Source organism: Collimonas rhizosphaerae, assembly GCF_038896935.1.
GTDB classification, from domain to species: domain Bacteria; phylum Pseudomonadota; class Gammaproteobacteria; order Burkholderiales; family Burkholderiaceae_D; genus Collimonas; species Collimonas rhizosphaerae.
Genome location: NZ_JBANDC010000007.1, coordinates 77,511 through 104,177 on the forward strand (window position 1 = coordinate 77,511; position 26,667 = coordinate 104,177).

The 26,667-nt window shown below is 60.6% G+C and carries 23 protein-coding genes and 1 pseudogene; 11 read left to right on the forward strand and 13 right to left on the reverse strand.

All coding sequences use genetic code 11. The features are described from left to right. Positions 1-4: 4 nt before the first annotated feature. The 6 genes from V8G57_RS11725 to msrB all read left to right on the forward strand — a co-directional run bounded on the left by V8G57_RS11725 (position 5) and on the right by msrB (position 8,879). Entirely contained in the window at positions 5-1,690 is a 1,686-nt protein-coding gene (locus V8G57_RS11725; RefSeq protein ID WP_342829546.1) for a DUF6519 domain-containing protein, read from the forward strand. Positions 1,691-2,162: 472 nt separating this feature from the next. Continuing rightward, entirely contained in the window at positions 2,163-3,701 is a 1,539-nt protein-coding gene (locus V8G57_RS11730) for an FAD-dependent monooxygenase (RefSeq protein ID WP_342829547.1), read from the forward strand. A gap of 218 nt (positions 3,702-3,919) precedes the next feature. Next, on the forward strand, positions 3,920-4,837 hold the full coding sequence (locus V8G57_RS11735) for a LysR family transcriptional regulator (protein WP_342829548.1): 918 nt from the start codon (positions 3,920-3,922) through the stop codon (positions 4,835-4,837). A 111-nt stretch (positions 4,838-4,948) separates the two neighbouring features. Beyond that, positions 4,949-6,151 carry an NAD-dependent formate dehydrogenase gene (locus tag V8G57_RS11740; RefSeq protein WP_342829549.1) on the forward strand — a complete coding sequence of 401 codons (1,203 nt, stop codon included), beginning with the start codon at positions 4,949-4,951 and terminating at the stop codon, positions 6,149-6,151. 350 nt (positions 6,152-6,501) lie between these two features. Next, positions 6,502-8,268 (forward strand): cytochrome c biogenesis protein DipZ, encoded by a 1,767-nt coding sequence (locus V8G57_RS11745; RefSeq protein ID WP_342829550.1) that lies wholly within the window; start codon positions 6,502-6,504, stop codon positions 8,266-8,268. Between the two features lie 80 nt (positions 8,269-8,348). Further along, positions 8,349-8,879 carry a peptide-methionine (R)-S-oxide reductase MsrB gene (msrB, locus tag V8G57_RS11750; RefSeq protein ID WP_425458275.1) on the forward strand — a complete coding sequence of 177 codons (531 nt, stop codon included), beginning with the start codon at positions 8,349-8,351 and terminating at the stop codon, positions 8,877-8,879. Between the two features lie 73 nt (positions 8,880-8,952). Here msrB and xylB read toward each other — a convergent pair whose 3' ends face one another. From xylB to V8G57_RS11800, 10 genes are all read right to left on the reverse strand, one after another. Next, positions 8,953-10,428 carry a xylulokinase gene (gene xylB / locus V8G57_RS11755; protein ID WP_342829551.1) on the reverse strand — a complete coding sequence of 492 codons (1,476 nt, stop codon included), beginning with the start codon at positions 10,426-10,428 and terminating at the stop codon, positions 8,953-8,955. Positions 10,429-10,445: 17 nt separating this feature from the next. Continuing rightward, positions 10,446-11,336 carry an AraC family transcriptional regulator gene (locus V8G57_RS11760; RefSeq protein ID WP_092399402.1) on the reverse strand — a complete coding sequence of 297 codons (891 nt, stop codon included), beginning with the start codon at positions 11,334-11,336 and terminating at the stop codon, positions 10,446-10,448. Between the two features lie 37 nt (positions 11,337-11,373). Then, on the reverse strand, positions 11,374-12,465 hold the full coding sequence (locus V8G57_RS11765; protein ID WP_092399400.1) for an ABC transporter ATP-binding protein: 1,092 nt from the start codon (positions 12,463-12,465) through the stop codon (positions 11,374-11,376). A 5-nt stretch (positions 12,466-12,470) separates the two neighbouring features. Further along, on the reverse strand, positions 12,471-13,505 hold the full coding sequence (locus V8G57_RS11770) for an NAD(P)-dependent alcohol dehydrogenase (protein ID WP_342829553.1): 1,035 nt from the start codon (positions 13,503-13,505) through the stop codon (positions 12,471-12,473). A 77-nt stretch (positions 13,506-13,582) separates the two neighbouring features. Continuing rightward, complete coding sequence (locus V8G57_RS11775) at positions 13,583-14,476, reverse strand: carbohydrate ABC transporter permease (protein ID WP_425458270.1); 894 nt, start codon at positions 14,474-14,476, stop codon at positions 13,583-13,585. After that, a complete protein-coding gene (locus V8G57_RS11780; protein WP_342829554.1) occupies positions 14,464-15,342 on the reverse strand; it encodes a carbohydrate ABC transporter permease in 879 nt (292 codons plus the stop codon). Before V8G57_RS11780 ends, V8G57_RS11775 begins: the two co-directional genes overlap by 13 nt. A gap of 67 nt (positions 15,343-15,409) precedes the next feature. Further along, positions 15,410-16,687 (reverse strand): ABC transporter substrate-binding protein, encoded by a 1,278-nt coding sequence (locus V8G57_RS11785; RefSeq protein ID WP_342829692.1) that lies wholly within the window; start codon positions 16,685-16,687, stop codon positions 15,410-15,412. Positions 16,688-16,877: 190 nt separating this feature from the next. Continuing rightward, positions 16,878-17,879 carry an NADP-dependent oxidoreductase gene (locus V8G57_RS11790; RefSeq protein ID WP_342829555.1) on the reverse strand — a complete coding sequence of 334 codons (1,002 nt, stop codon included), beginning with the start codon at positions 17,877-17,879 and terminating at the stop codon, positions 16,878-16,880. 24 nt (positions 17,880-17,903) lie between these two features. Beyond that, entirely contained in the window at positions 17,904-18,758 is an 855-nt protein-coding gene (locus V8G57_RS11795) for an oxidoreductase (protein ID WP_342829556.1), read from the reverse strand. An 89-nt stretch (positions 18,759-18,847) separates the two neighbouring features. Next, positions 18,848-19,468 (reverse strand): TetR/AcrR family transcriptional regulator, encoded by a 621-nt coding sequence (locus V8G57_RS11800; protein ID WP_342829557.1) that lies wholly within the window; start codon positions 19,466-19,468, stop codon positions 18,848-18,850. On the opposite strand from V8G57_RS11800, the gene V8G57_RS11805 reads away from it, so the two are divergent. Then, complete coding sequence (locus V8G57_RS11805; RefSeq protein WP_342829558.1) at positions 19,455-20,159, forward strand: SgcJ/EcaC family oxidoreductase; 705 nt, start codon at positions 19,455-19,457, stop codon at positions 20,157-20,159. The two genes, V8G57_RS11800 and V8G57_RS11805, sit on opposite strands and share 14 nt — an antisense overlap. A 39-nt stretch (positions 20,160-20,198) precedes the next feature. Here V8G57_RS11805 and V8G57_RS11810 read toward each other — a convergent pair whose 3' ends face one another. Further along, complete coding sequence (locus V8G57_RS11810) at positions 20,199-20,996, reverse strand: Dyp-type peroxidase (protein ID WP_342829693.1); 798 nt, start codon at positions 20,994-20,996, stop codon at positions 20,199-20,201. A 201-nt stretch (positions 20,997-21,197) separates the two neighbouring features. Between V8G57_RS11810 and V8G57_RS11815 the strand changes: the two genes are divergently transcribed. Beyond that, positions 21,198-22,415: a M20/M25/M40 family metallo-hydrolase gene (locus V8G57_RS11815; RefSeq protein WP_342829559.1), complete on the forward strand. Its 1,218-nt coding sequence runs from the start codon at positions 21,198-21,200 to the stop codon at positions 22,413-22,415. 142 nt (positions 22,416-22,557) lie between these two features. On the opposite strand, the gene V8G57_RS11820 is transcribed toward V8G57_RS11815, so the two are convergent. Then, positions 22,558-23,451 (reverse strand): LysR family transcriptional regulator, encoded by an 894-nt coding sequence (locus V8G57_RS11820; protein ID WP_342829560.1) that lies wholly within the window; start codon positions 23,449-23,451, stop codon positions 22,558-22,560. 105 nt (positions 23,452-23,556) lie between these two features. Between V8G57_RS11820 and V8G57_RS11825 the strand changes: the two genes are divergently transcribed. Together V8G57_RS11825 and V8G57_RS11830 are read left to right on the forward strand one after the other, a co-directional pair. After that, positions 23,557-23,976 carry a (R)-mandelonitrile lyase gene (locus tag V8G57_RS11825; RefSeq protein ID WP_342829561.1) on the forward strand — a complete coding sequence of 140 codons (420 nt, stop codon included), beginning with the start codon at positions 23,557-23,559 and terminating at the stop codon, positions 23,974-23,976. Positions 23,977-24,009: 33 nt separating this feature from the next. After that, positions 24,010-24,837: pseudogene (locus tag V8G57_RS11830) on the forward strand (SDR family oxidoreductase). Positions 24,838-24,873: 36 nt separating this feature from the next. Here the strand turns inward: V8G57_RS11830 and V8G57_RS11835 are convergent. Next, positions 24,874-25,464, reverse strand: a complete 591-nt coding sequence (locus tag V8G57_RS11835; protein WP_342829562.1) for an NAD(P)H-dependent oxidoreductase — start codon at positions 25,462-25,464, stop codon at positions 24,874-24,876. 228 nt (positions 25,465-25,692) lie between these two features. Here V8G57_RS11835 and V8G57_RS11840 point away from each other — a divergent pair, with 228 nt between their 5' ends. Continuing rightward, positions 25,693-26,577 carry an AraC family transcriptional regulator gene (locus V8G57_RS11840; protein ID WP_342829563.1) on the forward strand — a complete coding sequence of 295 codons (885 nt, stop codon included), beginning with the start codon at positions 25,693-25,695 and terminating at the stop codon, positions 26,575-26,577. Positions 26,578-26,667: the final 90 nt, after the last annotated feature.

Sequence of the window (26,667 nt, forward strand, 5' to 3'; positions counted from 1 at the left end):
AGAAATGAAAGCAGACCTGACTCGCAACACCTTCCATCCGCTCAAGCACTTCAGCCGTGTTCTGATGCAGCAAGGACGGGTGCAAGTGGATGCCGACTGGAACGAACAGACCGCCATCCTGCTGCATTATTTGCATACGCTGGGGGCGGATCTGATCGGCGCGCATGGCGGGCCGATCGCACATGCCGGGTTCGCCTTGACGCCGCTGACACCCGGAGGCGCGGCCAGCGGCGATTTCCGGATTACACCGGGACGCTATTATGTAGACGGCATCTTGTGCGAACTGGACACTGACGCGGTCACGCTCACCGTGCAGTCTGCCGCCTCTGGCCAGGTCGTCGTGCAAGTGCCGGCGTGGACGCTGAACGGCATCCCGTTCCAGGCCGGCCAATACGTGGAAGTCTTCGATGCCAAGATTCCCGCACAGACGCCGCCGTTTCCGCCCACCGTGGTCACGATCGCCAGCGTCGACCCCACCCACAGGCTGCTGACCTTGCAAGGCGCGCCGGCCGGTCTGCCGGCACCGCAAATGCCGACATTGCGGCGCGTCGTCAGTTACCTGACCCAGCCCGACTATCCGGTGGCAGCCGGCGCCAAGCTGGCGGCCGGCGACTACCAGGTCTGTCTCGATGTATGGGAACGCCATGTCAGTTACGTGGAGGACGACAGCATACGCGAAGTCGCGCTCGGCGGACCGGACACCGCTACCCGCAGCAAAGTGACCTGGCAAGTGAAATTGGCGCCGGCTTGCGTTGCGGCAAGCGCCAACGCTGCAACCGGCGCAGGGACGGCCGGCAGCGCGGGCAATGCAGGCCAGACCTCACGTTGCTGCAGCGTGGACGAAATCAGCCTGCATTTTCAGCCGCCCAGCCGGCCGCAGCTGAAAGCGCGCGCCAAGCTGGATGCCGGCGCCACCGACCCGTGCATCATTGCGCCGGATGCACGCTATCGCGGCGCCGAGAATCAGCTGTACCGCGTTGAAATCCACTCCGGCGACACCACTCCGCCGACCTTCAAATGGTCACGCGAGAATGGCTCGGTGGTGTTTCCCATCGTCAGCGGCGGCGGCACCAATGTATTGACCCTGGAAACACTTGGGCGCGACGACCGGTTCGGCCTGCGCGAGGGCGATTGGGTCGAAGTGGAAAACGACGATTACGTGCTGCAAAACCTCGCGTCCCCGCTGCTTCAGGTGCAGGCGATCGACCGCGTCGGCCTGAGCGTCACATTAAGCGGCAGCACCGACAGCACAATCAACGATGGCGCCAAACACCCGCTATTGCGCCGCTGGGACCAGCAACAAGGCGACGCCACCGACGGCGGGCTGCAACTGAGCGCCAACGGCGCAGCCGCGATTGTCGAGGACAGCACCGACAATTGGCTCAGCCTGGAAGACGGTGTACAAATCCAGTTCCAGAAACCGGGATCGAATGCCGCCCCCAACCAATACCGTACCGGCGACTACTGGCTGATCCCGGCCCGCACCGCGACCGGCAACGTCGAATGGCCTAGCGAGCCGGATATTCAAGGCCAACCTGTCCCGCTGGCGCTTCCGCCTGATGGCATCGTGCACCATTACGCCCCGCTGGGCGTGCTTACCGTTGATGCCGGCGGCAACGTCGCCGCGGTTTCGTCAGACTGCCGCAAACAATTTGATACCGTCGTGAATCTGACACCGAAAAAACCATGATCCAGGAGCGCCGAAAAATCGAAAGGACAGAGCTGAACGGCTTTGTGGCATAAATAATCACCAACCGTAAGTAAACTGCCAAGGGGCTGAAACAATCGGCAGCTTGACGCCTTGTAATTTTTTGCCCAATATCACGCACATCGGGAAATAATGGATATCCATGATCATTCATCCCGATGCCCGATGCCCGTTTCCTGTTTCCTGTTTTGCAAGCTACGAGGAAACAGTTGAAACCGGCGCAAAATCCACACTTGCCAATTGAGGTTGCCCCAGTCGGCTCACATTCCTGAGCCTGCACGCTGAACGCCATTCACACGTTTCTGACCCGATCGGGACGATGAATTGAAACACCGCCGCCAAGGCGGCAAGTTGCGTTGCATTTGCGGATTGCTTACCACTGCTGATCGTCAGCGAACCGCCCTTCTCCTTTTTGACAGTACATCTTGGCGCCAAGGCGCTGAAGGAATTTCCCATGATTTATGACGTCGTGATTGCCGGCGCAGGTCCGGTCGGCTTATTTCTCGCCTGTGAGCTCCGGCTCGCAGGCATCTCTGTGCTGGTGCTGGAGCAAACCGAAGACCCGCGTTCCCCGTTAAAGCGGCTGCCGTTCGGCATGCGCGGACTATCAGCGCCCGCCATCGAAGCTTTCTACCGTCGCGGATTGCTGAACGACATAACGGCGCCGCTCCGCGTGAAAGATGACGCGGGAAGCAGCCGCACCTCAATTGCCGGGCCGGAGATGCAACAGCCGCGCCGCCAGGCTGGCCATTTCGCCGGCATCCCGTTCGACTACGACAACGTCGATACCTCGAAATGGCCGTATCGCCTGCCAAGCCCCGCCACCACCAATATGGCGGCTGACATGGAGCATATCGAAACTGCTTTGGCCGCTCGCGCAAGCACGATGGGGGTCGAAATCAGGCGCGGCCTCGGCGTCGTAGACATCGACCAGTCGGATGAAGACGTGGTCATTCGAACCAATGGCGAAACTTTTCGCGGACGCTGGCTCGTCGGTTGTGACGGCGGCCGCAGCACGGTGCGCAAGGCTGGCGGCTTTGAATTCACCGGCACCGATCCCGAATTCACCGGCTATTCCGTCCAGGTCGAGATTGGCGATCCTGGCAAGCTTGGCTCAGGCCGCATCTACACGCCGACCGGCATGTATTTTCAATCGCGGCCCGGGACCATCGCAATGGTCGATTTCGACGGCGGCGCTTTCCACCGGACCCAGCCGATCACGCTTGAGCACGTGCAGGCGGTGTTGCGCCGTATCTCCGGTACCGAGGTCACCCTGACGGCCCTCCAGCTTGCCACCACCTGGACGGATCGCGCTTACCAGGCGAAGGCTTACCGTAAAGGACGGGTGCTGCTCGCCGGCGACGCCGCGCACATCCATTCCCCTTTAGGCGGCCAGGGGTTCAACCTCGGGCTTGGCGACGCCATGAACCTTGGATGGAAACTTGCTGCCACCATCCGCGGCCACGCGCCGGCCGGCCTGCTTGACAGCTATTCGAGCGAGCGGCAGCCGGTGGCAGTGCAGGTCCTTGACTGGTCTCGCGCCCAAGTCGCGCTCATGCGGCCGAGCATGCATTCGCGCGCGCTCGAAGCCATCATCCGCGATCTCATCGACACGCGCGACGGCGCAACATACTTCGCCGAGCGCGTGTGGGGTGTTTCTCTGCGCTACGATCTAGGCGGCAGCCACCCCCTTGTGGGCCGCAGCGCTCCCGACTTCGAGCTTGTCGATGGCACAAAACTCGGTGCGCTCCTCAGCAAAGGAAGCGGCCTTTTTTTGGACTTTGACGCCGGCAGACCGTTTCAAGCGCTTGCCAGCGGCTGGGGCGATCGGATCGCGTATGTTGCCAGTGACGCCAAGGATCGCCTTGGCTTGCGCGCCGTACTGGTGCGCCCCGACGGCGTCGTCGCCTGGGCTGCCGAGGCTGCCCGCGGTCACGAGGAAGCTGCCAAGGCCGCGTCGCAATGGTTCGGCGAACCCGGAAAGATGGGGTGATTTGCCGGAGCCGGCCAGACGAAATCTTGGAAGAAACCTCGGAATTTTGGACTACGGAGCGGTGAGCTGTCCGCCGTCATTTGCATCTAAACGTTATATTCTTATGGGAATAACGTAATATACGTTTCAGCCGCAATTGCCTCGATTGCAAAAACACCTGAAAAATCTGCTTTGGCCGATATTCATTCCGTAGCCGAGTCGAAATCCTCATCGTTTCCATGTTTATAAGACAGCTCAAATATTTGGTGACATTGGCAGACATAGGACACTTCTCACGCGCCGCAGAAGCCTGCCATGTATCGCAACCGGCTCTTTCCAATGCCATCCGCAACCTCGAAAAGGAACTTGACCTCAGCCTGGTGCGCCGCGGCAGGAATTATGAAGGGTTGACGGCGGAGGGCGAACGCGTTGTCGGCTGGGCGCAGCAGATGCTGTCGAGCTACGACGCCATGCGCCAGGAGACTGTCGACGCGCATAAAAACCTGTCCGGGACCTTGCGTATCGGCGCCATTCCAACCACCATGCCGATTGTTCCCCTGCTGACCCAGTCCTGCCAGGCCAGCTACGACCAGATCAAGGTCACCGTCCTGTCTCTGTCTTCCGATGAAATTGCGCGCCGCCTGGACACCTGCGACATCGATATAGGCCTGACCTTCATGGACGACAAGTCGATGGACGGATTCCAGGTTTATCCTTTGTTTGTTGAGCGTTACGTGTTGGCCGTGCGCGACGGCTCCGTGCTCCAAGGCCGGATATCATTGACCTGGGCCGAGGTCGCAGAGCTGCCCTTGTGCCTGCTGACCGCCAACATGCAAAGCCGCCGCATTGTCGACGCCGCGTTCCGGCGCGCAGGCGTCAGCCCGCGCATCCGCATGGAGAGCGATTCGATTTTCGCCCTGTATTCCCAGCTGCGCTGCAGCGATTTTTGCGCGGTTGTGCCGCACAGCGTGCTGAGCCTGATCGAATTGCGGCAGGAAATCGCCATGGTGCCGATCACCCCTGGACTTTCGCGCGACATAGGACTTGTCGTGCGCCGCCAGGATCCCTACCCGCCGGTCATCACGGCGGCGCTTGAAATGGCGCTCAAGACGCCGCTGCAGGCGCGCTTCGACAGTTTGATAAGCGGGGTGTATTGAACGATTGCTCCACGGTATTGGATCGTTGACGGCGAACCGCCCAGAATCCTCCATGTCCCCTTGCCTGAAAACCAGCAACGGCTACGACATAAACCTACCAGGAGGATTCAAATGGCAAAAATTGTCTGTGTTCTGTATGACGACCCGGTCACCGGCTATCCGAAAACCTACGCCCGCGACGACCTGCCGCAGCCAGAGCGCTATCCGGATGGGCAAAGCCTGCCTACGCCGAAAGGCATCGATTTCAAGCCCGGCGCGTTGCTGGGGAGCGTCTCGGGCGAATTGGGCCTGCGCAAATACCTGGAAGCCCAGGGCCATCAACTGGTGGTCACTGCCAGCAAAGACGGCGACAACAGCGTTCTCGACCGCGAACTGCCGGATGCCGAAATCGTCATTTCCCAGCCGTTCTGGCCGGCATACATGACCGCCGAGCGCATCGCCAAAGCCAAGAAACTGAAAATGATCGTCACGGCCGGCATCGGCTCCGACCACACCGACCTGCAAGCTGCGATGGAACGCAACATTACTGTCGCCGAAGTGACCTACTGCAATAGCCACAGCGTGGCCGAGCACGTCGTCATGATGATACTGGCCCAGGTGCGCAATTACATCCCATCCTACAACTGGGTGGTCAAGGGCGGCTGGAATATCGCGGATTGCGTGGCGCGCTCCTATGACCTCGAAGCCATGAATGTCGGTACGGTCGCCGCCGGCCGCATCGGCTTGCGGGTCTTGCGCCTGCTTAAGCCGTTCGACGTCAAATTGCATTACCTGGACCGCCACCGCCTGCCTGAGTCCGTGGAAAAAGAGTTGAACCTGACTTACCACTCCAGCCTGGAAAGCCTCAGCAAGGTGTGCGACGTCATCACCCTCAACTGCCCTCTGCATCCGGAAACGGAGCACATGATCAATGAGAAGTCGCTGAAAAATTTCAAGCGCGGCGCCTACCTGATCAACACTGCGCGCGGCAAGCTGTGCGACCGCGACGCCATCGTCAGCGCGCTGGAGAGCGGGCAGCTGGCTGGTTACGCCGGCGACGTCTGGTTCCCGCAGCCGCCGCCAAACGACCATCCATGGCGCACCATGCCGCACCATGGCATGACGCCGCACATTTCCGGCACCAGCCTCTCGGCGCAGACGCGCTATGCCGCAGGCACCCGGGAAATCCTGGAATGCTATTTCGAAGACCGGCCGATCCGCGACGAGTACCTGATCGTCCAAGGCGGCAAGCTTGCGGGGGTAGGCGCGCATTCCTACAGCAAAGGCAACGCCACCTCCGGCTCGGAAGAGGCCAGCCGTTTCAAGAAGGCTTAAACCGGTCGCAGGCCTGTGAATGCGGGCCTGCGGCATTCCACGCGTGGAAACAACCTATCGCGCTAGGCCCACGCATGACTAGCAGCAGTCATACGCCCCTGCCCCATTTGGAATGACCAAATTGTCATTCATTTGTAATGCATTTGCCCTCCCTCCTGCCCTACTCTGTTTTCCTGGAATCCCTCGGTGCAATTATCGGATCCGCTCTCAACGTCGCGCGCCATTCGGCGCAGAATATTGTTGTAATGACTTGGCGGAACCGGCGACTAACCTGTTGTAGTCCAGAAAACACTGAAAGACTGCATTGCCGCAGCTGACACGATGCTGATGGCGTTGATAACGGAGAAAAAATGATCTTGTTTTTGCTGGTGTTCCTTGGCGGCGTGCTGACCATTCTCAGCCCTTGCATCCTGCCGGTTTTGCCTTTCGTGTTCGCCCGTGCGGAACAGCCGTTCCTGCGGTCCGGCCTGCCGATGCTGGTCGGCATGGCCGCAACCTTCGCCGGCATCGCGTCGCTGGCGGCGGTAGGCGGCGCCTGGGCTGTGCATATCAATCAATATGGCCGCGTGCTGGCGCTTATCATGCTTGCGGCATTCGCGCTGACGCTGTTGTCCAAGCGCCTGGCCGATATCGTTGCGAAACCATTCGTCTCGCTGGGAAATCGCCTGGTGCAAGGCGCATCGGATAACCAGGGCGGTTCCGGCGCGGTGCGGGCGTTCCTGCTGGGTATCGCCACCGGCCTGTTGTGGGCGCCCTGCGCCGGCCCTATTCTGGGGCTGGTGCTCACCGGCGCGGCCATTTCCGGTCCGAATACGCACACTTCGCTATTGTTGTTTGCCTATGCGGCTGGTGCGGCAACATCGCTTGGCGCCGCATTGCTGATCGGCGGCCGTCTCTTCACGCTGATGAAAAAATCCCTGGGCGCCGGCGAATGGATCCGGCGCGGCCTGGGCGTGGCGATCCTGCTGGCTGTCGTCGCCATTGCCGCCGGCTGGGACACCGATGTCCTGACGCGCTTGTCGCTCAACAGCACCAACCGCCTGGAACAATCCCTGATTGAACGGATCAAGCCCACGGCTGCCGACGAGGCTCCCATCGCCATGAGCGGCGGCAACGCCATGATGAGCAGCGCAGGGGAACATCGAGATCCGGGCGTTGAAGGCCAGCTCCCTTCATTGGCCGGCGCGACGGCCTGGATCAACTCGGCGCCGCTGACGCCAGAGGCATTGCGCGGGAAAGTCGTCGTGGTCGATTTCTGGACTTACTCTTGCATCAATTGCCTGCGCTCCCTTCCTTACGTCAAAGCCTGGAGCGAGAAATACAAAGACTACGGCCTGGTCGTGCTAGGCATCCACGCTCCTGAATTCGCCTTTGAAAAAGACGTGAAGAACGTGCAGCGCGCGGTCAATGAAATGAAAATCGGCTATCCCGTCGCGCTGGACAACAACTTCAGCATCTGGCAGTCCTTCAATAACCAGTATTGGCCGGCGCATTACTTTATCGACGCGCAAGGCCGGATCCGAGGCCATCATTTCGGCGAAGGCAACTATGACGAATCGGAAATGCTGATCCGCCAGCTTCTGATTGACGCCGGTGCAAAGAACCTTCCCGCGCCGGGTGCATCGATCGATGCCGGCGGCGTGCAAGCCGCAGCCGACAACGAGCACATGCAGTCGCCCGAAACCTACCTGGGTTATGAGCGTGCCGACAACTTCGCGGCAGTGCCGGAGCTTCAGCCGGACCATGTGGCTGAATACCGCTTGTCCAAGCCCTTGGCGCGCAATCAGTGGGGGCTGGATGGCAAGTGGCAAGTCGATAGGGAGAAAGCCATGCTGGCCGGCGGGACCGGCAAGATCTCTTTCCGCTTTTATGCGCGCGACCTGCATCTGGTGATTGGTCCCGGCGCCGACGGAAAGCCGGTGCGGTTTCGCGTCACGCTTGACGGCCAGCCGCCTATGCAGTCGCACGGCGCTGACATCGATGACAAAGGCGACGGCACAGTCAGCGAACAACGGCTCTATCAGCTGATCAGGCAAACAGGCAATGTCGGCGAACACACCTTTTCCATCGAATTTCTCGATGGCGGCGCCCAAGCGTTCGCATTCACTTTTGGATAGGAGGCGATATGAATATCCCGGATAACAAGGCAAAGGCCGATGCAGCCGCGCCGAATGCCCAGCGCCGTTTGTTCATGAAAATGAGCTTGGGCGCCGTCGCGGCCGGCAGCTTGCTGGGCCGAGCCGCAGCGGCGCCGCTGGCCGCTGCAAACCCGAGCACCGAAGTGACCATCGATCTGTTTTCTCCCGCGGGAAAACGCGACAAGACGGTCCGCCTCCCCAAACTGGTAAAGACGGACGCGGACTGGCGCAAGCAGCTCCCCGAGATTTCCTATCTGGTTACGCGTCAGGCAGGAACGGAACGGCCGTTTACCGGCAAAGACTGGAATAACCACAACGATGGCTTGTATCGTTGCATCTGTTGCGATACCGCGGTATTCGACTCCAAAACCAAGTTCGAATCGGGCACCGGCTGGCCGAGTTTCTGGCAGCCGATTTCAGCGGCTAACGTTGTCAGTGAAACCGACCGTAGTTTTGGCATGCAGCGCACGGCGGTATCTTGCCGTCTGTGCGATGCCCATCTGGGGCACGTATTTGACGATGGCCCCAAGCCGACCGGCCTGCGCTATTGCATGAACTCGGCAGCCATGCGATTTGTCGCCCGCGCATAAAATTGCAAGTTCAGCAGGCGGCGGCCCAGTGCCAACTGATCCGGGGTTGCCGCCTGTGATACCGGCATCCGGTTCAGTCCGCCCGCGGCTGTTGCAGCGCACGGTCGTTCGTCGCCAGGTACAAGCGTTTGTAACGTTCATAGCGCGGCTTGAGGCGCGCCGCCAGCGTGGCGGACGGCACAATCAGCTCATCCCCCGGCAAGCTGCTGCACACCACCTCCGCCGCTTCGCCGGTAGCCGCCATGCGCGCCAGCCGGGCCGCACCGAAGGCGCCGCCAAGGTCGCCATCCACCGGCCGCTGCAGCGCAAAGCCGCAGGACGAGGCTACCAGCGAGCCCCAGAAACGGCTGCGGGCGCCGCCGCCGACGAATACGGCCTGGCGGATGCGAGTGCCCGCCGTGCCTAGCGCTGCGTAGCCGTCGGCCAGCGAGAATGCCACGCCTTCCATCACGCTATAGGCAATCGCAGCGGCATCGGTATTCGAGCTCAGGCCGAAGAACATGCCGCTGGCCTGGGCATTGTTGTGCGGCGTACGTTCGCCGTTCAGGTAGGGCAGGAAAATCGGCGCCGTTTCGATAACGGTGTCTTCCGCCAGCCGCGCAAACGCCGCTTCGCTGCTGTGCCCGGTCAGGCGCGTAGCCCATGACAGGCTGGTGGTGGCGGCCAGCGTCACGCTCATCTGGCACCAGCGCTGCGGCAAGGCGTGGCAGAAAGCGTGCATCGCCTGCGCCGGATTCGGCGAAAAATGATCGTTCGAGACGAATATCACGCCCGAGCTGCCGAGCGACACCACGGCGCTGCCGGGGGCCACGGCCCCCACCCCGACTGCCGCGGCAGCATTGTCGCCGGCGCCGCCGGCTACCAGCACGTTGCCGCTGAGGCCCCACTGGCGAGCCAGGTCGTCCTTCAGCTGGCCGGCCACGTCGCGCCCCTCGATCAAGGCCGGCATCTGCTCGCGGCCCAGGCCGGTCGCCTCCAGCATGCGCTCAGACCAGTCGCGCCGGGCGACATCCAGCCACAAGGTGCCTGCGGCATCCGACATGTCCGACACCAGTTCACCCGTAAGGCGGTAGACCAGGTAATCCTTGGGCAGCAATACCTTGGAGATGCTGCGGAACACGGCTGGCTCATGTTTTTGCAGCCACAGCAGCTTGGGTGCGGTGAAACCCGGCATCGCCAGGTTGCCGGTGATCTGGCGCGATTCCGGCACCAGTGCTTCCAGTTCGATGCATTCGGCGAAAGAGCGGCTATCGTTCCACAGGATCGCCGGCCGCAGCACACGATGGCGCGCATCGAGCAGGACCGCGCCGTGCATCTGGCCCGAGACGCCGATCGCGCGCACCGCGGCAAATGCCGCCGGCGCCGCTGCCCGCAATTGCTCCAGGGCGTCGCAGGTCGCTTGCCACCAGTTTTCGGGACTTTGTTCCGACCACATCGGATAAGGCCGGCTGATGGTCTGCTTGACGGCGCTGCTGGCGATCGCTTTGTTGCCGCCATCCACCAGCATGGCTTTGATCTCGGAAGTGCCGAGGTCGATTCCCAGGTACATGAATGAATCCTTCTTTTTTATTGGGTTGCAGACTGACTGGTTCCGCAGCTGCCTTGCGTCAGGTGGCAGGCCCTGAACTTGGACGGCGACATCTGTTTTTTCTGCAAGAACTGGTGATTGAAATGGGAAACGTTATTGAAGCCCACCCGGTAACAGATATCGGTCACCGACAGCTCGCTGTTCATCAACAGTTCGCAGGCGCGGTTGAGCCGCAGGTGGTTGACGTACTGGACGAAGGTCAGTCCGGTATTTTTGCGGAAGAAGCGCGAGAAGGCGGCGCCGGCCATGCGCGCCAGCTCGGCAACGTCGGCTTCCCTCAGGTCAGCGGTGTAGTTTTCCAGGATATACGCCAGCACCTGGTTGATGACGGCGTTGCGGCGCTGGTCGATGCTGGGGTCATAGCTGGGGCTGGCCAGCCGCACGCGCGGCGCATGCGACAGGAAATCCAGCAAATCGAGGAACAAGACCACGCGCCGGGTATCGCTGGCGTTGAGCATGGCGCTCAAGGTTTCGTGTGCGCGCACCTCCGCTTCCTTGCCGAACTGGACGCCAAGGCGCGCCTCGTCGAGCAGGTTCTGCACCTGGCCGAATTCAGGAAACAGCGCCATGCAATCCTGCATGAATTCGGCGCCGAACTGCAGCACCAGGTCGCGCTCCGCCACGCTGGCGCCGGGCGCCAGTTCGCTCACCCAGTTGTGCGGAATGTTGGGGCCGGTGAACACCAGGTTGCCCGGCCCGCAATCGCCGATGTAGTCGCCGACAAACATCTTGCCGCGGGTCTCGCGCAGATAGTGCAGCTCGTACTCGGGATGATAGTGCCAGCGCGCCACCTGGTGCGGATAACCATGCGACCAGACGCGGAACGACTGGTACTGCACTTTCTGGATAAGCTCAAGGTCTGGCTGCATGGTGTCGTCTCCTGTTGTTGCCTGTAGCCAATAAATATCAATGGCGCAATACCAGGCTGCGACCTGTCTCTGCATCGAACACATGCAGGTCGTTCATCGAGACATTAAAGCATACTTGCTCCCCCATCCGCGGGCAACGGTTGGCCGGCACCAGCGCAGTGATTTCGCGCCCGGCATGCAGCAGGCTGACCAGTGATTCAGCCCCGAGCAGTTCCACCAGGTCGACCTGCCCCAGTATTTCAACCTGCTGGTCGCCGGCGCTGGTGGTGAACATGTGGTTGGGCCGTACTCCGAGCACCACGGATTGGCCGTCGCCGATGGCAAACAAGGATTGCGGCAGGCGCCACCGGGCTTGGCCGCTGTCCAGCACGGTCATCCCATCCTCATGGCTGGCGACGCAATCGATGAAATTCATGGCCGGCGTGCCGATGAATCCGGCGGCGAATCTGGATACCGGGTGGTTGTAAATTTCAGCCGGTGTGCCGACCTGCTCGATCCGTCCCGCTTTCAGGAGCACGATGCGGTCAGCCAGCGTCATCGCTTCCAGCTGGTCGTGGGTAACGTAGACCGAGGTAGTCGCCAATTGCCGGTGCAGGCGCTTGATGTCGCCGCGCAGCTGAGCGCGCAGCTTGGCGTCCAGGTTGGAGAGCGGCTCGTCGAACAGGAATACCGCCGGCGTCTTGATCATGGCGCGGCCGATCGCCACCCGCTGCTGCTGGCCGCCCGACATCTGCTTCGGCTTGCGCTCCAGCAGCGGCTCCAGGCTGAGCATCTGCGCTACCAGCCTGACCCGCTCGCTGATCTCGCTCTCCGGCGTCTTGAGGCGGCGCAGGCCGAAGGCCATGTTGTCGTACACCGTCATGTGCGGATACAAGGCGTAATTCTGGAACACCATGGCGATATCGCGTTCGCGCGGCGGCAAGTCATTCACCTGCCTGGCGCCGATATGCAAGGCGCCGTCGCTGATTTCTTCCAGCCCCGCCATCATGCGCAGGATGGTCGATTTGCCGCAGCCGGAGGGGCCGAGCAGCACGATGAATTCAGCGTCCGCAATCTCCATGCTGAAATCGTGGACTACAGGATTGCCTTCATAATGCTTTACCAATTTGTCGCAAACAATGCTGGCCATGGTGCTTATTCCAATTCGATCTGGATCTTGACGTCGTGCGGATTGCCGCTGGCGGCCGCGTCGAAGGCGGCGACGCCGTCGGCGAATTTGAACGAGCGCGAAATGAATGGCTTGACATTGATCTTGCCGGAAGCGATCAGGGCCAGTGCGCGCGGGAAGATATTGGCATAGCGGAACACCGATTCGATGCGGATTTCCTTGGCCAGGAGCGCCACGATGTCGATCGCCACCTTGTCAGCCGGCAGACCCACCAGCACCAGGCAGCCGCCCGGGCACAACAGGTCGAAGATGCCGTCGTAAGCCTTGTCGCTGCCGCTGGCTTCGAACACGATATCGGCGCCCCACTCGCCGCTCAGGCCAATCACGGTTTCCAGCAGCGATTGCTGGCGCAAATTGACCGTGGTGATGCCGGGATAGGCGTGGATCAGGTCCAGTTTTTCCTGCACCAGGTCGCAGATCACCACCCGGCTGCAGCCCCCGGCCAGCGCCGCCAGCGCCGTCATCATGCCGATGGTGCCTGCGCCCATCACCACCGCCAGGTCGCCCGGCTTGATCCTGGCCTTGGTGGCGGCCTGCAGGCCGATCGCCAGCGGTTCGACGATGGCGCCTTCGGCGAAGCTGACATTGTCCGGCAGCTTGAAAGTAAACGCGGCCGGATGCGAGACAAACGGCGTCAGGCAACCGTGGATCGGCGGCGTCGCCCAGAAGCGCACGGCCGGATCGAGGTTATAGAGGCCGAGCCGGACCGCCTTCGATTCGAAATCCGGCACGCCGGGCTCCATGCAGACGCGGTCGCCTACCTGCAGGTGCCTGACGTCGGCGCCGATTTCGGTCACCACGCCGGCGGCTTCATGTCCCAGCACCATCGGTTCCTGCACCACGAAGGAACCGATATTGCCGTGCTGATAATAATGGACGTCGCTGCCGCAGACGCCGACCGTATGAATCTTGATCTTGACGTCGCGCGGACCGATGGCCAGAGGCAAGTCAATCTCGCGCAACCGGATGTCATGCTGTTTTTCGAGAACCAGGGCTTTCATCATCTACTCCATTATCTTGTTAGCGCAGCGAGACGGCGCTGCTCCGTGTTTTGGTTTTGTCCGGCCTTGTGCAAATCTCAGCGATGCTTGAGCATGGAATTGAGCAGCTGGCTCAGCAAACCGAGGAATACCAGCGGCGGCAATGCCAGCAATACAGTGGAAGCGTTGACCACGCCCCACGGCACTTCCTGCCCCATCGAGGTAAAAGTGGCGGCGATCACCGGCAGCGTCGCGGCCTGCTGCGAGGTCAGGGTCAGCGCCATCATCAGTTCGTTCCAGACCAGCACGAAGCTGAATACAACGCCGCCCAGCAAGGTCTTGGACGCGATCGGCAAGGCAATCCGCCAGAACACCGCATACGGTCCGTAGCCGTCGATGGTCGCGGCTTCCTCGACTTCGCGCGGGACCCGCTGGAAGGCCGGGATCGAGAGCCAGATGATGGTCGACAAGGTGGTCAGGAGATAGGTCGCGATCAGTGAAAAACGGGTGTCGTAGACGCCCAGGTCGATCCAGACCGCCATCAGCGGAATCGCCACCGCCACCGGCGGCAGGAAGCGCAGCGACAGCACGAAGAACTGGACATCATCGCGCCGGCGGAATGGATAGCGGGCAATGGCGTAAGCGGCAGGCACCCCCAGCAACGCCCCCAGCCCTACCGCGGCGCCCACCACCAGGATGCTGTTGTACAGGCCGGACAGCACTTCCGGCGTGTGCAGCACCTGCCGATAGTTGTCCAGCGTCGGCCGGAACAGGAAGCGCGGCGTCGGCGAGACGATATCCATCAATTCCTTGAGCGAATTGAGCAACGCCCACAGCACCGGGAACAGCGCCACCGTCACCAGCAGCGCCAGGCCCAGCCAGCCGAATGCCTTGGATAACCCGCGCGTCAGGCTGCCGCCCGCGGTAGCTTTGCCAGGTGCTGCCAGCCTCATCTCGGCTCCCGCCGGCATGTCTGCAATTATTCTTGCCATTTTTTAGCTCGCTTCCAAATGATTGTGAACAGCGCGGTGGTCAGCACCATCATCAGGACCGCCATCGCCGAGGCGTAGGAAATATCGCCGGACAGGCCGATTCCTTGAGAGTAGGCGTACATGTCCAGCGTCTCGGTGGCGATGCCTGGACCACCCTTGGTCATGACATAGATCAGGTCGAATGAACGCAGCGACTCGATCATCTTGATCAGCGCCAGGCTGACCAGCGGCGCCCGCAGCATCGGCAGCGCCACCAGGGCATACACTTCCCAGCTGCGGGCATAGTCGATGCGGGCCGCCTCCAGCGGTTCCGGCGGCAAGGTTTCCAGCAGCTTGAGCACAATCACGGCAAAAAACAGGCCCCATTGCCAGACATCGACAAACGCCACCGCCAGCAGCGCCAGGCCGGGATCGGACAGGAACGCGATGTTGCCAAGGCCGACAAAACCCAGCAGCCAGCTGACGATGCCCAGCAAGGGCGAGAACATGAATTTCCACAGGAAGGCTGCCGACACCCGCGGCAGCAGCACCGGGATGATAAGCAGCACCGACAGCAGGTTGCGCGTGCGGGGCGAGGTTTTCTCGAACAGCCAGACCGCCAGCAGCACGCCAACCACCAGCGTGCCAAGCACGGTGACTGCTTCCCATTGCGCCGATACCTTGATGGCGTTGAGGAAACGGCGGTCCGCCGCCAGCCGTGAAAAATTCTCGAACCAGACGAAATGGCTGTCGGCGTATTGCAGCATGCGGTCGCGCAGCGCCAGGTAGATCGCGCCGACGGTGGGCACCAGCGCCAGCACGGCAAGGATCAGCAGCGGCGGCAGCAGGAACACATAGGGCAAGGAAGAGCTATGGCGTTTATTCATTGTCGTTTCTCGAAAGGCTGCGCCAGGCGGCGCCGGACCGGAGCCGCCTGGCAATCCGGCGTGACGTTCAGTTGCGGCGGCCGGCGCGGGCGATGACGGCGTCGGTATACCTGGCGGCGTCGTCCAGCGCGGCCTTGGCGTCGGTGCGGGTGCCTGTGAACAGTTCTTCCAGCACAACGCCAAGGTTATCGCCGACCTGCGGCCACAGCGGCGACGACCAGATATTCAGCCTGGTGGTGTCGGTGATCGCGTTCAGGCCGGCGACGATCCCCGGCTGCACATGCTGCTGGAAATAAGGGCTGCCAATCGTGCTGCTGCGGTTATAGTCGCTGAACACGCCGTCCTTGAGGCGCGCCTGCTCCTGTTCCTTGCTGCTGGCCCAGGCGATGAATTTGCCGGCAGCCTGGCGCGTGCACTCATCTTTGCTGCCGTAGGCGGCAATCGCAAAGCCGTGGCCGAAACCTGCCGAAGACAGCGGCGCCGGCGGCCGCGCATAACCGACCTTGCCCACTACCGACGATTTGCTAGGGTCTTCCATCCAGTCGGCGAACGGCGTCGATTCGATCATGAAGGCTACCTTGCCGGCACGGAAGCTTTCGACCGCATTGCTCCAGTCGTAGGTGGCGGTGCCGGGCGGCGTGTACTTCAGCAGGTCCATGTAGGTTTGCGTGGCTTTCACCCCGGCCGCCGAATTGAAACCGGCCTTGCCGTCCTTGCCGACCCATTCGCCGCCCATGGCGGTGAAGAACGGCGACCAGCGCCACACGTTCATGCCCGAACCGCGCTGGCCGCGCGCCACCCAGCCATAGACCGCCGGCGGGTTATTCAGCTTCTTGATGGCGGCCTGCAGTTCTTCCAGCGTCTTCGGCACCGCGATGTGCGCCTTGTCCAGCAAGTCCTTGCGGTAATAGAGGAAGTCGCCGCCGCCGTATAGCGGCGCAAAGTAAGCGACATCCTTGTAGCTGGCGACGGCACGGCGGCCGGGCAGGAAATCGTTGTAGTCGTATTCCTTCGGATAGTATTTCAGCAAGGGCAGGATCCAGCCGGCGGCGGCGAACTCTGCCACGTTGGCTTCGTCCACGTAGTAGACCTGGTAGGCGCCGGCCTTGGTGGAGGCGTCCAGGCGCGATTTGCCGCGGCGATCGTTCTCGCCGAAATACACCAGGTCGACCTGGGTGCCGCTGGCCTTGCGGTAGTCGGCCAGCGACTTCTCAAGCGTGGTGAGGCCAAGGGTCTTCTGGGCCAGTACTTTCAATTGCGGAACGCTGCAGGAATCGGCCGCGGAAGCGGCCGGCATCAGGAACACCAGGCCGGCAAGCGCGCCGGCATAGGCGAGTTTATTCATCACTATTGTCTCCTCTGTTTTTTTATGCACCGCGTCTGTGTGACGCAGGGAGACTATAGGGGTGCCCGGCCGGCGGGCGCTACCACAAAAACCGGGGCCGGCTTGTAGTATTTTCACACCCGGGCAGGCCCGTGGATTTTCTACAACCCCACCCTTTTGGCAGCTTTCTGGAGGGGCAAGGGGCTCTCCGTCAGCGCACTTTGATCACGACTTTCCCTTTCGCGCGCCCGGTTTCGACATAGTCCAGCGCCTGCCTGGTTTGCTCGAACGGGAACACCCGGTCGACCACCGGCCGGATGTGGCCGGCTTCGATCAGCCTGGTGATTTCGCCAAGCTGCTGGCCGCTGGCGCTCATGAAGTGAAAGGAGTAGCTGGCGCCGCTGCGCCTGGCGGCTTTTCGGACACCGTAACTGAGCAGCCCCATCACCAGCCGCAGAAAACCGTTCAAGCCGCGCTGCCTGGCGAAATCGGGATCCGGCGGGCCGGCGATGCCGATCAGCTTGCCGCCTGGCTTGAGCACGCTCAGGGATTTTTTCAGTGTGTCGCCGCCCTGCGTGTCGAGCACCAGGTCGTAATCTTTCAGTTTGGCTGAAAAATCATCCTTCCTGTAATCGATGACGATGTCGGCGCCCAGGCTTTTCAGCATGTCGGCGTTGGCCGCACTGGCGGTGGTGGCGACCGTAGCGCCGATGTGCCTGGCCAGCTGGATCGCAATCGTGCCGACGCCGCCCGAACCGGCGTGGATCAGCACTTTCTGGCCTTTCTTCAGCTGGCCTTTTTCGACCAGCGTCTGCCATGCGGTCAACGCCACCAGCGGCATCGACGCGGCCTCCTCCATCGTCAAATTGGCCGGCTTGAGAGCCAGCGAATCTTCCGTGATCGCAATGAATTCGGCAAACGTGCCGATGCGGTCGTCGTCCGGCCGCGCATAGACTTCGTCGCCCACCTTGAAACGGCGCACGCGCGCACCGACGCGCACTACCACGCCGGCCATGTCGCAGCCCAGGATCAGCGGCATCTTATATGGCAACAGCAGCTTGAATTCGCCGTCCCGGATTTTATTGTCCACCGGATTGACGCCGGCAGCATGGATCTGCACCAGGACGTCGTCGTCGCGCAGTACCGGCTCGGGCCGGTCGCCCGAGGTGAGCACGTCCGATTTGCCGTAGCGGTTGATGAAGTAGGCTTTCATGTATTGCTCCCGTTTTATCGTAGATTATTGTGGCAGGACCGTGACGGGTTTGCGCAGCGCCGGCTGGGAGTCAAGCCGCAAGTCCTTGCGTACGCCGGCTTCGACCAGCGCGGCGGGTGCGAACCGGCGCAGGAAGCGCAGGCGGCCGGCCAGCGCACCCGAGGTATAGCGCACTTTCGGCGTCGCCGCCAGCGCCACTTGCACCACCGTCCGGGCTACCACGGCCGGACCATCCGCGCCTTCCAGCGCTTGCTTCACGCGCTGGTCCAGTCCGGCGCGCAGGTCGCGATACTCGTCGAGCGCCTGGTCGGGCTGTAGCTGGTTGGCGTCGAACGCTGACTTGATGTAGGCCGGTTCGACCAGCGAAACACGGATGCCCTGGGTGCGCAGCTCTTGGTCCAGCGATTCCGAGTAGCCTTCCACCGCATGCTTGGTGGCCGAGTACAGCGCCATGTACGGCATCGGCACAAAACCCAGTACCGAGCTGATATTGATGATGCGCCCGCTTCCGCGCCGCCGCATGTGCGGCACGACGGCGCGGATCATCCTGACGATCCCGAAGAAGTTGGTGTCGAAAATCGCCTGCGCCTGCCGGATCGAACTCTCTTCGGCCGCGGCGGGCGCGACGCCAAAGCCGGCATTGTTGACCAGCAGGTCGATGCGCCCTTCAAGCCGCAGCACTTCGTTGACGGCGGCCGCCACCGATTCGTCGCTGGTCACATCCAGCGCCAGCATCTGGAATGCGCGCTTGCCGCTTTGCCCTTGCGCGCCACGGCGGCTGGTGCCGTACACCTTGTAACCCGCCCTGGCGAGCTGCTCGGCGGTGATTTCGCCGATACCCGATGACGCTCCGGTCACGATTGCGATCTTGCTGTTCATTGCGCTTCCTCTCAGTGTAAGCATTTAATATGACGATCATCATATTTTGTGTCAAAAAAAATCCCGGAACGTGGGCTGCCAAGCCGGCCTTATTTGCCAGCCTCAGAAAAATGCTTGAGCGCCGCTTCGCGCAACGCAGCGGACAGCCTGGGATCGTCGACCGCCCGCGCCATCATCATCGTGCCGACCATCGAAGTGACCATGAACATCGCCTGCTCATGCGCGCCCGGTGTTCCCCAGTCGGGCAGCTGGCGGGCCACCATATCGATCATCGCCTTGATGTGGCGCGTGGCCGCGTGCCGCACCTCCGGCGCCTGGCGGTGCATCTCGGAGCCAAGCGCTGCCACCGGGCAGCCATTCTCGACGTCTTCCAGGTGCTGCTGCGATAAATAGGCTTGCATCACCGCCTGCAAGGATTGCCCTGGCGCCGCCGCAGCCGCGATGTCGGCCGACAAGCTCACCGCTTCCGCGCCGGCGCTGTCAGCCGCTTCTGCCAGCAGCATCTCGCGCGAGTCGAAGTGCGCGTAAAAGCCGCCGTGCGTGAGGCCGGCTTCCTTCATGATATCCGCCACCCCGGTGCCGGCATAACCGCTGCGCCGGATCGCGCGCGCGGCTACCTCGACGATACGGTCGTGCGTCGCTTCCTTGCGGCTCCGGGTGGCGCGCCTGGCACCTGGATGGTTTGGTTTAATCTTCATGACGACCATCATATATCATTTTTTAAAAACTCGCACGCTTAGGAATTTCCTTACTATTCAATTCGTCAATCCTGTGAAAAATTCAAGATTTCCTGATGGCACATTTCTTTTCTCTTCCCTATCCTTGCCGCTGGCCGACTTTATCAATCAGAACAAATATGTCTTACCTCGTCCGCGAGTGCATATTTTTATCGATAGGAAATATGAAATGAAAAAGCTGTTATTCGTGATTTCTTTACTCCTCAGCGCTGCTGTTGTCGCAAAGGAGCCTCCCAAGAGATATGACCATGTAGCGGTTGCGCCAACCACTGCCGAGGAGAAAGAAATTGCCGGCCTGTTTGATCGCTGGAATGCCGCCCTGGCGACGGGAAAACCCGAGGAAGTCGTGAAACTGTATGCGCCCAACGGCATATTGCAGCCGACCGTATCAAACAAGATCCGTGCGACGCCGGAAGAAATCAAAGAGTACTTTGAACATTTCCTGCTGCTCAAGCCAAAGGGCACCATCAACTATCGCCAGATCCGCATATTGGGTGAGAATCTTGCGCTCGATAGCGGCGCCTACACTTTTGATGTATTGAAGAACGGCAAGCCGGCCAAGGTGCGGGCACGGTATACCTATGTCTATGAAAAAATCGATGGCGACTGGAAAATCATCAATCATCATTCGTCGGCAATGCCAGAGTTTACCGAGGAAGATTAACTGCCATATGGATTAAATCCCGGCAATCCTGATGAAGAATCAATAGGTTAGGCGACTATTCTCCAGCGCGGCTTTACGCTGGAGAATTACCTTGCCGAACCCTTGGACCGGATCTTGGTCGGGATCTTCAGGAGAAATATCCATTTTCGACAATGCATCCAGGCTGGGCACAAAATAGATTGCCGAGGAAAGTGCGGTAGCGAAATCCAGCAGCCTGTCGGTTTTCGAGACGTCGTCGGAACCTACGCCGTACATCTGTTCAAGCATTCCCATCGTGACCGTGATGTCGCTGCAAAAACCGACAAACATGATGCCCGCCTCTTTCGCGTTTCCATAATTGGCGTTCCTGCGGACGATATCTTTTTCTTCGCCGTTTCTCCTGAACTGGTTCCTGCCGACGTGGGAATCCTCCGGCAAAGGCGATAGCTGGTGGCTTCCGGCCTTGGTCCTGCCCCAGACGTTTTCAGCTTCGTGAACAGCCAAACTCCTTAATTTTTCAACATCCATCTTCCATTTCTGGATCAGCACGGTTGATCCGCCCGCGCCTTTTTCACCGTCGGCAATGATGGCCACGCTGTTGGCGCGGAACGGATTGGGATTTGCAACGCCGTCCGCAAAACCGTCGAATGTCACGTCGTTGTGATAAGGGAAGCAAATCTGTTCACTGGCAAGATCGGCAAAAGGACCCAGCAACGATACCGCTTTGCTCATGCTGTCATACAGGGTTGCGGCGCTTGATTGCGTGATCCAGATCCAGAGGTCATGTTGGGCAGCAGGAGCGATCATGCCGTTGGCGCCTACAACATCCTTGTCGAAAGAACAAAGATTGTCGGGAATATCTGCCGGACAAACCTTTCGCCATACACCACCGAGATGGGCGAAGCCATCGCCCGCCGCATCAGCGAAGCCGCCTGAACCAGTTCACTGAATCCTTTGCCGGAGCCATCCAGTCTGTGCCAGAATCCAGTTCAATAATTCAACAATCCAACATTCAAACGGGAGGTCACAATAATGTTTCATTTTGCACGATCCGCATTCATGTCAAGCCTGGGTTTAGGCATAGCTCTTGGTTTAACCGCTTCCCCTTCTTTTGCCGAACCCGACAAACAGGTTTATGAAAAAGCCGAGCAATACAAGGGCGAGGCCTTGAAACTGCTGGAACGTCTGGTGAATATCGATACCGGCACCGGCGACGAACCGGGATTGAGCCAGGTCAGCGGGATAGTGATTGAAGAGTTAAAAAAAATCGGGGCGCGCGTTGAAACCTATCCGGCAGCGGCGCCCGCAAATGGCAACAACGTGGTGGCGACATTCACCGGAACCGGCAAAGGAAAAATCTTGCTGATGGCGCACATGGATACGGTTTTCAAGCACGGAACAGCCACAGCAAAGCCGTTTTACATCAAAGACAGCCGCGCTTACGGCCCTGGCGTCATGGATGACAAAGGCGGCATCGTCACCGGCCTGTATGCGTTAAAAATCCTGCAACAGCTAGGGTTTAAAGATTATGCGCAGATTACTTTATTGCTCAACTCGAACGAAGAGACCGGCTCGGCCGGCTCACGCGCGCTGATCGAAAAAGTCGCCAAACAGCACGATGTGGTGCTTAACCTCGAACCGGGCCGGCCGGCCGACGGCCTGGTGGTATGGCGCAAAGGCAGCGGCACGGTGAAGGTTGAAGTGACCGGCAAGGCAGCGCACGCCGGCGTTGCGCCCGACAGCGGCCGCAATGCGGCGATGGAAGTGGCGCACCAGATATTGCAGCTCGGCCAGCTTGGCGATCGCGAAAAGCAAACTACGGTCAACTTTACCGTGATAAACGCGGGCGGCGCGACTAACGTCATTCCAGATCACGCTACCGCCTTCGGCGACGTGCGGGTCGCGGTTCCCGAAGAGTTCGACCGTGTCGAAAAAGACCTGGCCAAAGTATCCGAGAAAAAACTGATCCCCGATACCCAGGTGACGACACGCCTGACGCGCGGTTTCCCGCCGATGCCGGCAAACCCGCAATCGGAGGCGCTGGCCGCCAAGGCGCAAGCCATCTATGGCGAGCTGGGCAAAAAACTGACGCTTGAGGGCAGCGGCGGCGCAGCCGATTCGAGCCTCTCGGCAGGTGTCGGGATCCCGACACTGGATGGCTTCGGCATTGTTGGCGGCGGCATCCATACGCCGGAAGAGTACGCCGAAGTCGACAGCGTGGTGCCGCGCTTTTATCTGCTGACCCGCATGATCATGGAGCTGGGCAGCCGGAAATAAGATTCCGCCCGACCAATAGCACGGCCCCCGAGAAAGCGTAAGGATCGTTCTTAATCAGGGGCCGGCTGTTGTTCAGCGATGTGTTTCCAGCCCTTGGCGCCGGCATTGCCTGAGCCAGGCTTGAAGGTGGCCAGCGCGTGGTTCAGGCGCGGTAGCGCAAGGCATCGACCAGCAGCATAAACGCAGGCGATGCCTGACGCCTGCTCGGGTAGTACAGATGGTAACCGGCAAAGGGAGCGCACCAGTCTTCCAGCACGCGCACCAAGTGTCCGGCGTCCACATGTTCAAGCACCATGTCTTCGGGCAAAAACGCCAAGCCGAAACCAGCCAGGGCCGCCCTCAAGCATGGGCTGCTGCTATTGAACGTCAATTGGCCCTCGACCCGCACCTTCAGCGGGTGGCCATTTTTTTCAAACTCCCAGGCATACAGCCCGCCATAGGTCGGCAGGCGGAGATTGGTGCAGTCATGCGCGGTCAGCTCGTGAGGGGTACGCGGCGGCGGACGTTGCTGGAAGTAGACTGGCGATCCGACCACGGCCATGCGCAGGTCCGGCCCGATCCGCACCGCGATCATGTCCTTGGCCACCTGGTCGCCAAGGCGTATGCCGATGTCGAAGCGCCCTGCCACGATGTCGGTCAGCCCGTAGTCGATGGTCACCTCGACCTTGATGTCAGGGTAGCCGGGAAGGAATGTGTTCAGTTTAGGCCACAGCACGCTGTTGGCTGCGTGTTCAGCGGTGGTGATGCGCAGCTTGCCCGCAGGTTTGTCGCGCTGTTCGCTCAGCGCCGCCATCTCGGCTTCGATTTCATCGAGGCGCGGCGCCACCGTCATCAATAGTCGTTCGCCAGCTTCAGTGGCGGAGACGCTGCGCGTGGTGCGCGTCAGCAGGCGGATCCCCAACCGGTTTTCCAGCGCGCGGATGGTGTGGCTGAGCGCAGACTGCGACACGCCGAGCTGCGCGGCGGCGCGCGTAAAGCTGCCCTCGCGCGCGACAGTGACAAAGGCCAGCAGATCATTGAAATTTTCACGCGCCATTCATGAGCCTTTCTCATAAGTCCATGCCGATAATAGCATCTAATCACGGCAGTCCTTGCGCGATAAACTGCCTGGCATCCCCTCACGGAATGCAAAGGAAATGCCATGGAACTCAAACGCGTGGGCACGATCGCTTCAATAAACGGCCCCGAGGCTACTTTTACCGGCAAGGTCCGAATAGAAATGCTGAGCACGCCGCCGGCGCCGGCGCGCACTTCCTGCGCCAGCGTCACCTTCGAGCCAGGCGCTCGCTCGGCCTGGCACACCCACCCGCTGGGCCAGACGCTGATCGTCACCGCCGGTTGTGGCTGGACCCAGTGCGAGGGCGAGCCAGTCGTGGAAATTCGCGCCGGCGACGTGATCTGGTGCCCGCCGGGGCACAAGCATTGGCACGGAGCGACGCCGACCGCCGCCATGACCCATATTGCGGTGCAGGAGGCGCTCGACGGCGTCGCGGTGGTCTGGATGGAAAAGGTCAGCAACGAACAATACCTGGCTGGCAGGCATGCCCGGCAATCCAACTGAACTGCCATTCACCGGACACGAAAGGAAATCTGAATGAAAGACGTCATTGTAGTCATCGGATCAGGATCGATCGGCCAGGCGATCGCCCGCCGGATAAGTGCAGGAAAGCACGTTTTCCTGGCCGACCTGCGCGAAGATAATGCCAACGCCGCCGCGAAAACTCTCAGTGAAGCCGGATTCGAGGTGAGCACTGCAGTGGTGGATGTCACTTCGCGCGAGTCCGTCCATGTTCTCGCCAAGATGGCCGAGGCCCTTGGCGCAGTCACCGGATTGATCCATGCGGCAGGAGTTTCCCCGACGCAGGCGTCGCCTGCCCAGATCCTGCGGGTCGACCTGTATGGCACCGCGCTCGTGCTGGAGGAGTTTGGCAACGTCATCGCTCGCGGCGGCGCCGGCGTGGTGATCGCGTCGCAGTCCGGGCATCGCCTCCCAGCGCTGACGCCGGAGCAAAACAAGGCTCTGGCGATCACGCCGGCTGACGAACTGCTCGCCCTTCCCATGCTCCAGCCGGACCGGGTGACGGACCCGCTCAACGCCTACCAGATTTCCAAGCGAGGAAACGCATTGCGCGTCATGGCCGAGGCGGTGCGTTAGGGTAAGCGCGGGGCGCGAGTCAACACAATCAGCCCTGGCATCATCGTTACACCGCTCGCCAAGGATGAGCTTTCCGGCCCGCGCGGCGCAGGATACCGGCGAATGATGGAACTGTCCTCAGCCGGCCGCGCCGGCACTCCCGACGAGGTAGGAAACGTCGGCGCTCTGCTCATGGGGCCGGACGGGGCGTTTATCACCGGCAGCGATTTCCTCATGGATGGCGGAGTCACAGCCGCTTACTGGTACGGTGAGCTTGCGCCGGCTTGATCAAGTCCCAGGCTGGAGCATCCGGTTTTGTGGAATTTATATTACCGCTTCAAGATGCTCGCGAAGCCTTGCAATATCGCCCTCAACGTCGGCCTGCTTCATGACGTCGTGGCAGGAAAATGCCGGAAGGATTTCTGCGCCACAAAATTTGTAGTTGGCGGTATTGCTGACGAATACGTCGTCGACCGATTTGCCTTGGAACAGGACCTGTCCGGCGTCGCCGAATGCCTCTTCAGGAGCGTTCCATGTCAAGGAAAGCATGTACTTCTTGCCCTGCATCTTCCCGCCAGTCCCGTACTGCTTGCCCGGGTCTTGCCGGGTGCGTCCGTCATCGGCCAGCAAACTCTGTTGCACCAGGCCTGCCGTGAACACTTCGTCGACGTATTTCTTGTATATCCATGGCATGCCGAACCAGTAAACCGGGGATTGCAGAATGATGAAGTCTGCCCTGACGTGTTTTTGAACTTCGGCATCGATATCGTAGCCTGCCTCAATGCTTGTCTGCATGACTTCGTAATCCCGGTTCTCCATTTCCTGCGTGATGATTCCAGCCATGGTCTGGTTCAGCTTGCCGGTGGAGATGCCTTGGTAGAACTGGTGGGCGTTGATTATCAGTGCTTTTTTCATCGTTGATCCTATGTGCTTGCCTGTGTGAGTGCAGCGTTGAACCGCTGTTTGTCCGTGGCTGTCATTGTGAGCCCGGCAGGCGCAGGAAGGTTTGCCGGATTTGATCTTGTTATTGCCTGATCCGATGAATTCGCAGCGAATCTGGAAAACAAGCAGGTCGCTGGTGCTAGACTAGGTTTCGATGATAATTTCTGCGGCAGCCATATGAAATCAGGAAATGGAATCCCTTTGGCAAATACAGGCGATCTTGCGCGGCTGGCAGGAAATATTGCCCAAACCGATGGGGATTACACGACAAAAATCCCTGCATTGATGGTTTATCGCCGCAGCGCAGCCACCGATCCGATGCCATGCATCTATGGCCTGGGGCTGGGCATAACGGTACAGGGCCGCAAGCGTGTCACGCTTGGCGACGAGATCTTTGACTACGGCCCGGGACAAGCGCTCGTTACATCGGTCGACCTGCCGGTGGCGTCCTACGTTACCCGTGCCGACTCTGTCGAACCCTACCTGGGCGTGCGTCTTGAATTGGATGGACGCGTCATTGGCCAGGTGGCTGCCGAGATGGATTTTGCGGCGCCGCTCAAGGCGCCGGCCTCGCGTGCAATGTCCGTCGTGGCATTGGATGATGGCCTGCTCGATGCGCTGACCCGGCTGCTGCGCCTTTTGGATGAACCGCACCTGATTCCACTCATTGTTCCGCTGATCCAGCAGGAAATTGTCGTGCGGCTGCTGAATGGAGAGCATGGGCCGACGCTGCGCCATCTCGTCACGGCCGGCGCCCCGGGCCAGCATATCGCCAAGGTGATCGCCTGGCTGAAGCAGAACTTTGCGGCGGATATCCCCATCGATGACCTGGCTGCCAGAGCCAGCATGAGTCCATCCACCTTCCGGCAGCATTTTCGTGCGGTAGCCGGCATGAGCCCGTTGCAGTATCTGAAGCATCTGCGCTTGCAGGACGCCCGGCAACTGATGCTGAATGAAGACCTGGATGCGGGCAGCGCCGCACTGCGCGTAGGGTATGAAAGCGCTTCCCAGTTCAGCCGCGAATACACCCGCTTGTTTGGCGCGCCTCCGCTGCGGGACATCAAACGATTGCGCGAATCTGCCTGAGCCGGGAAAAAGCCGGCGACGGCGATAAAACATAGGAATAGGCAAGAAAGGCGTCGGAACCGGCAAGCTGATCCGATCGGCGAAGATCCA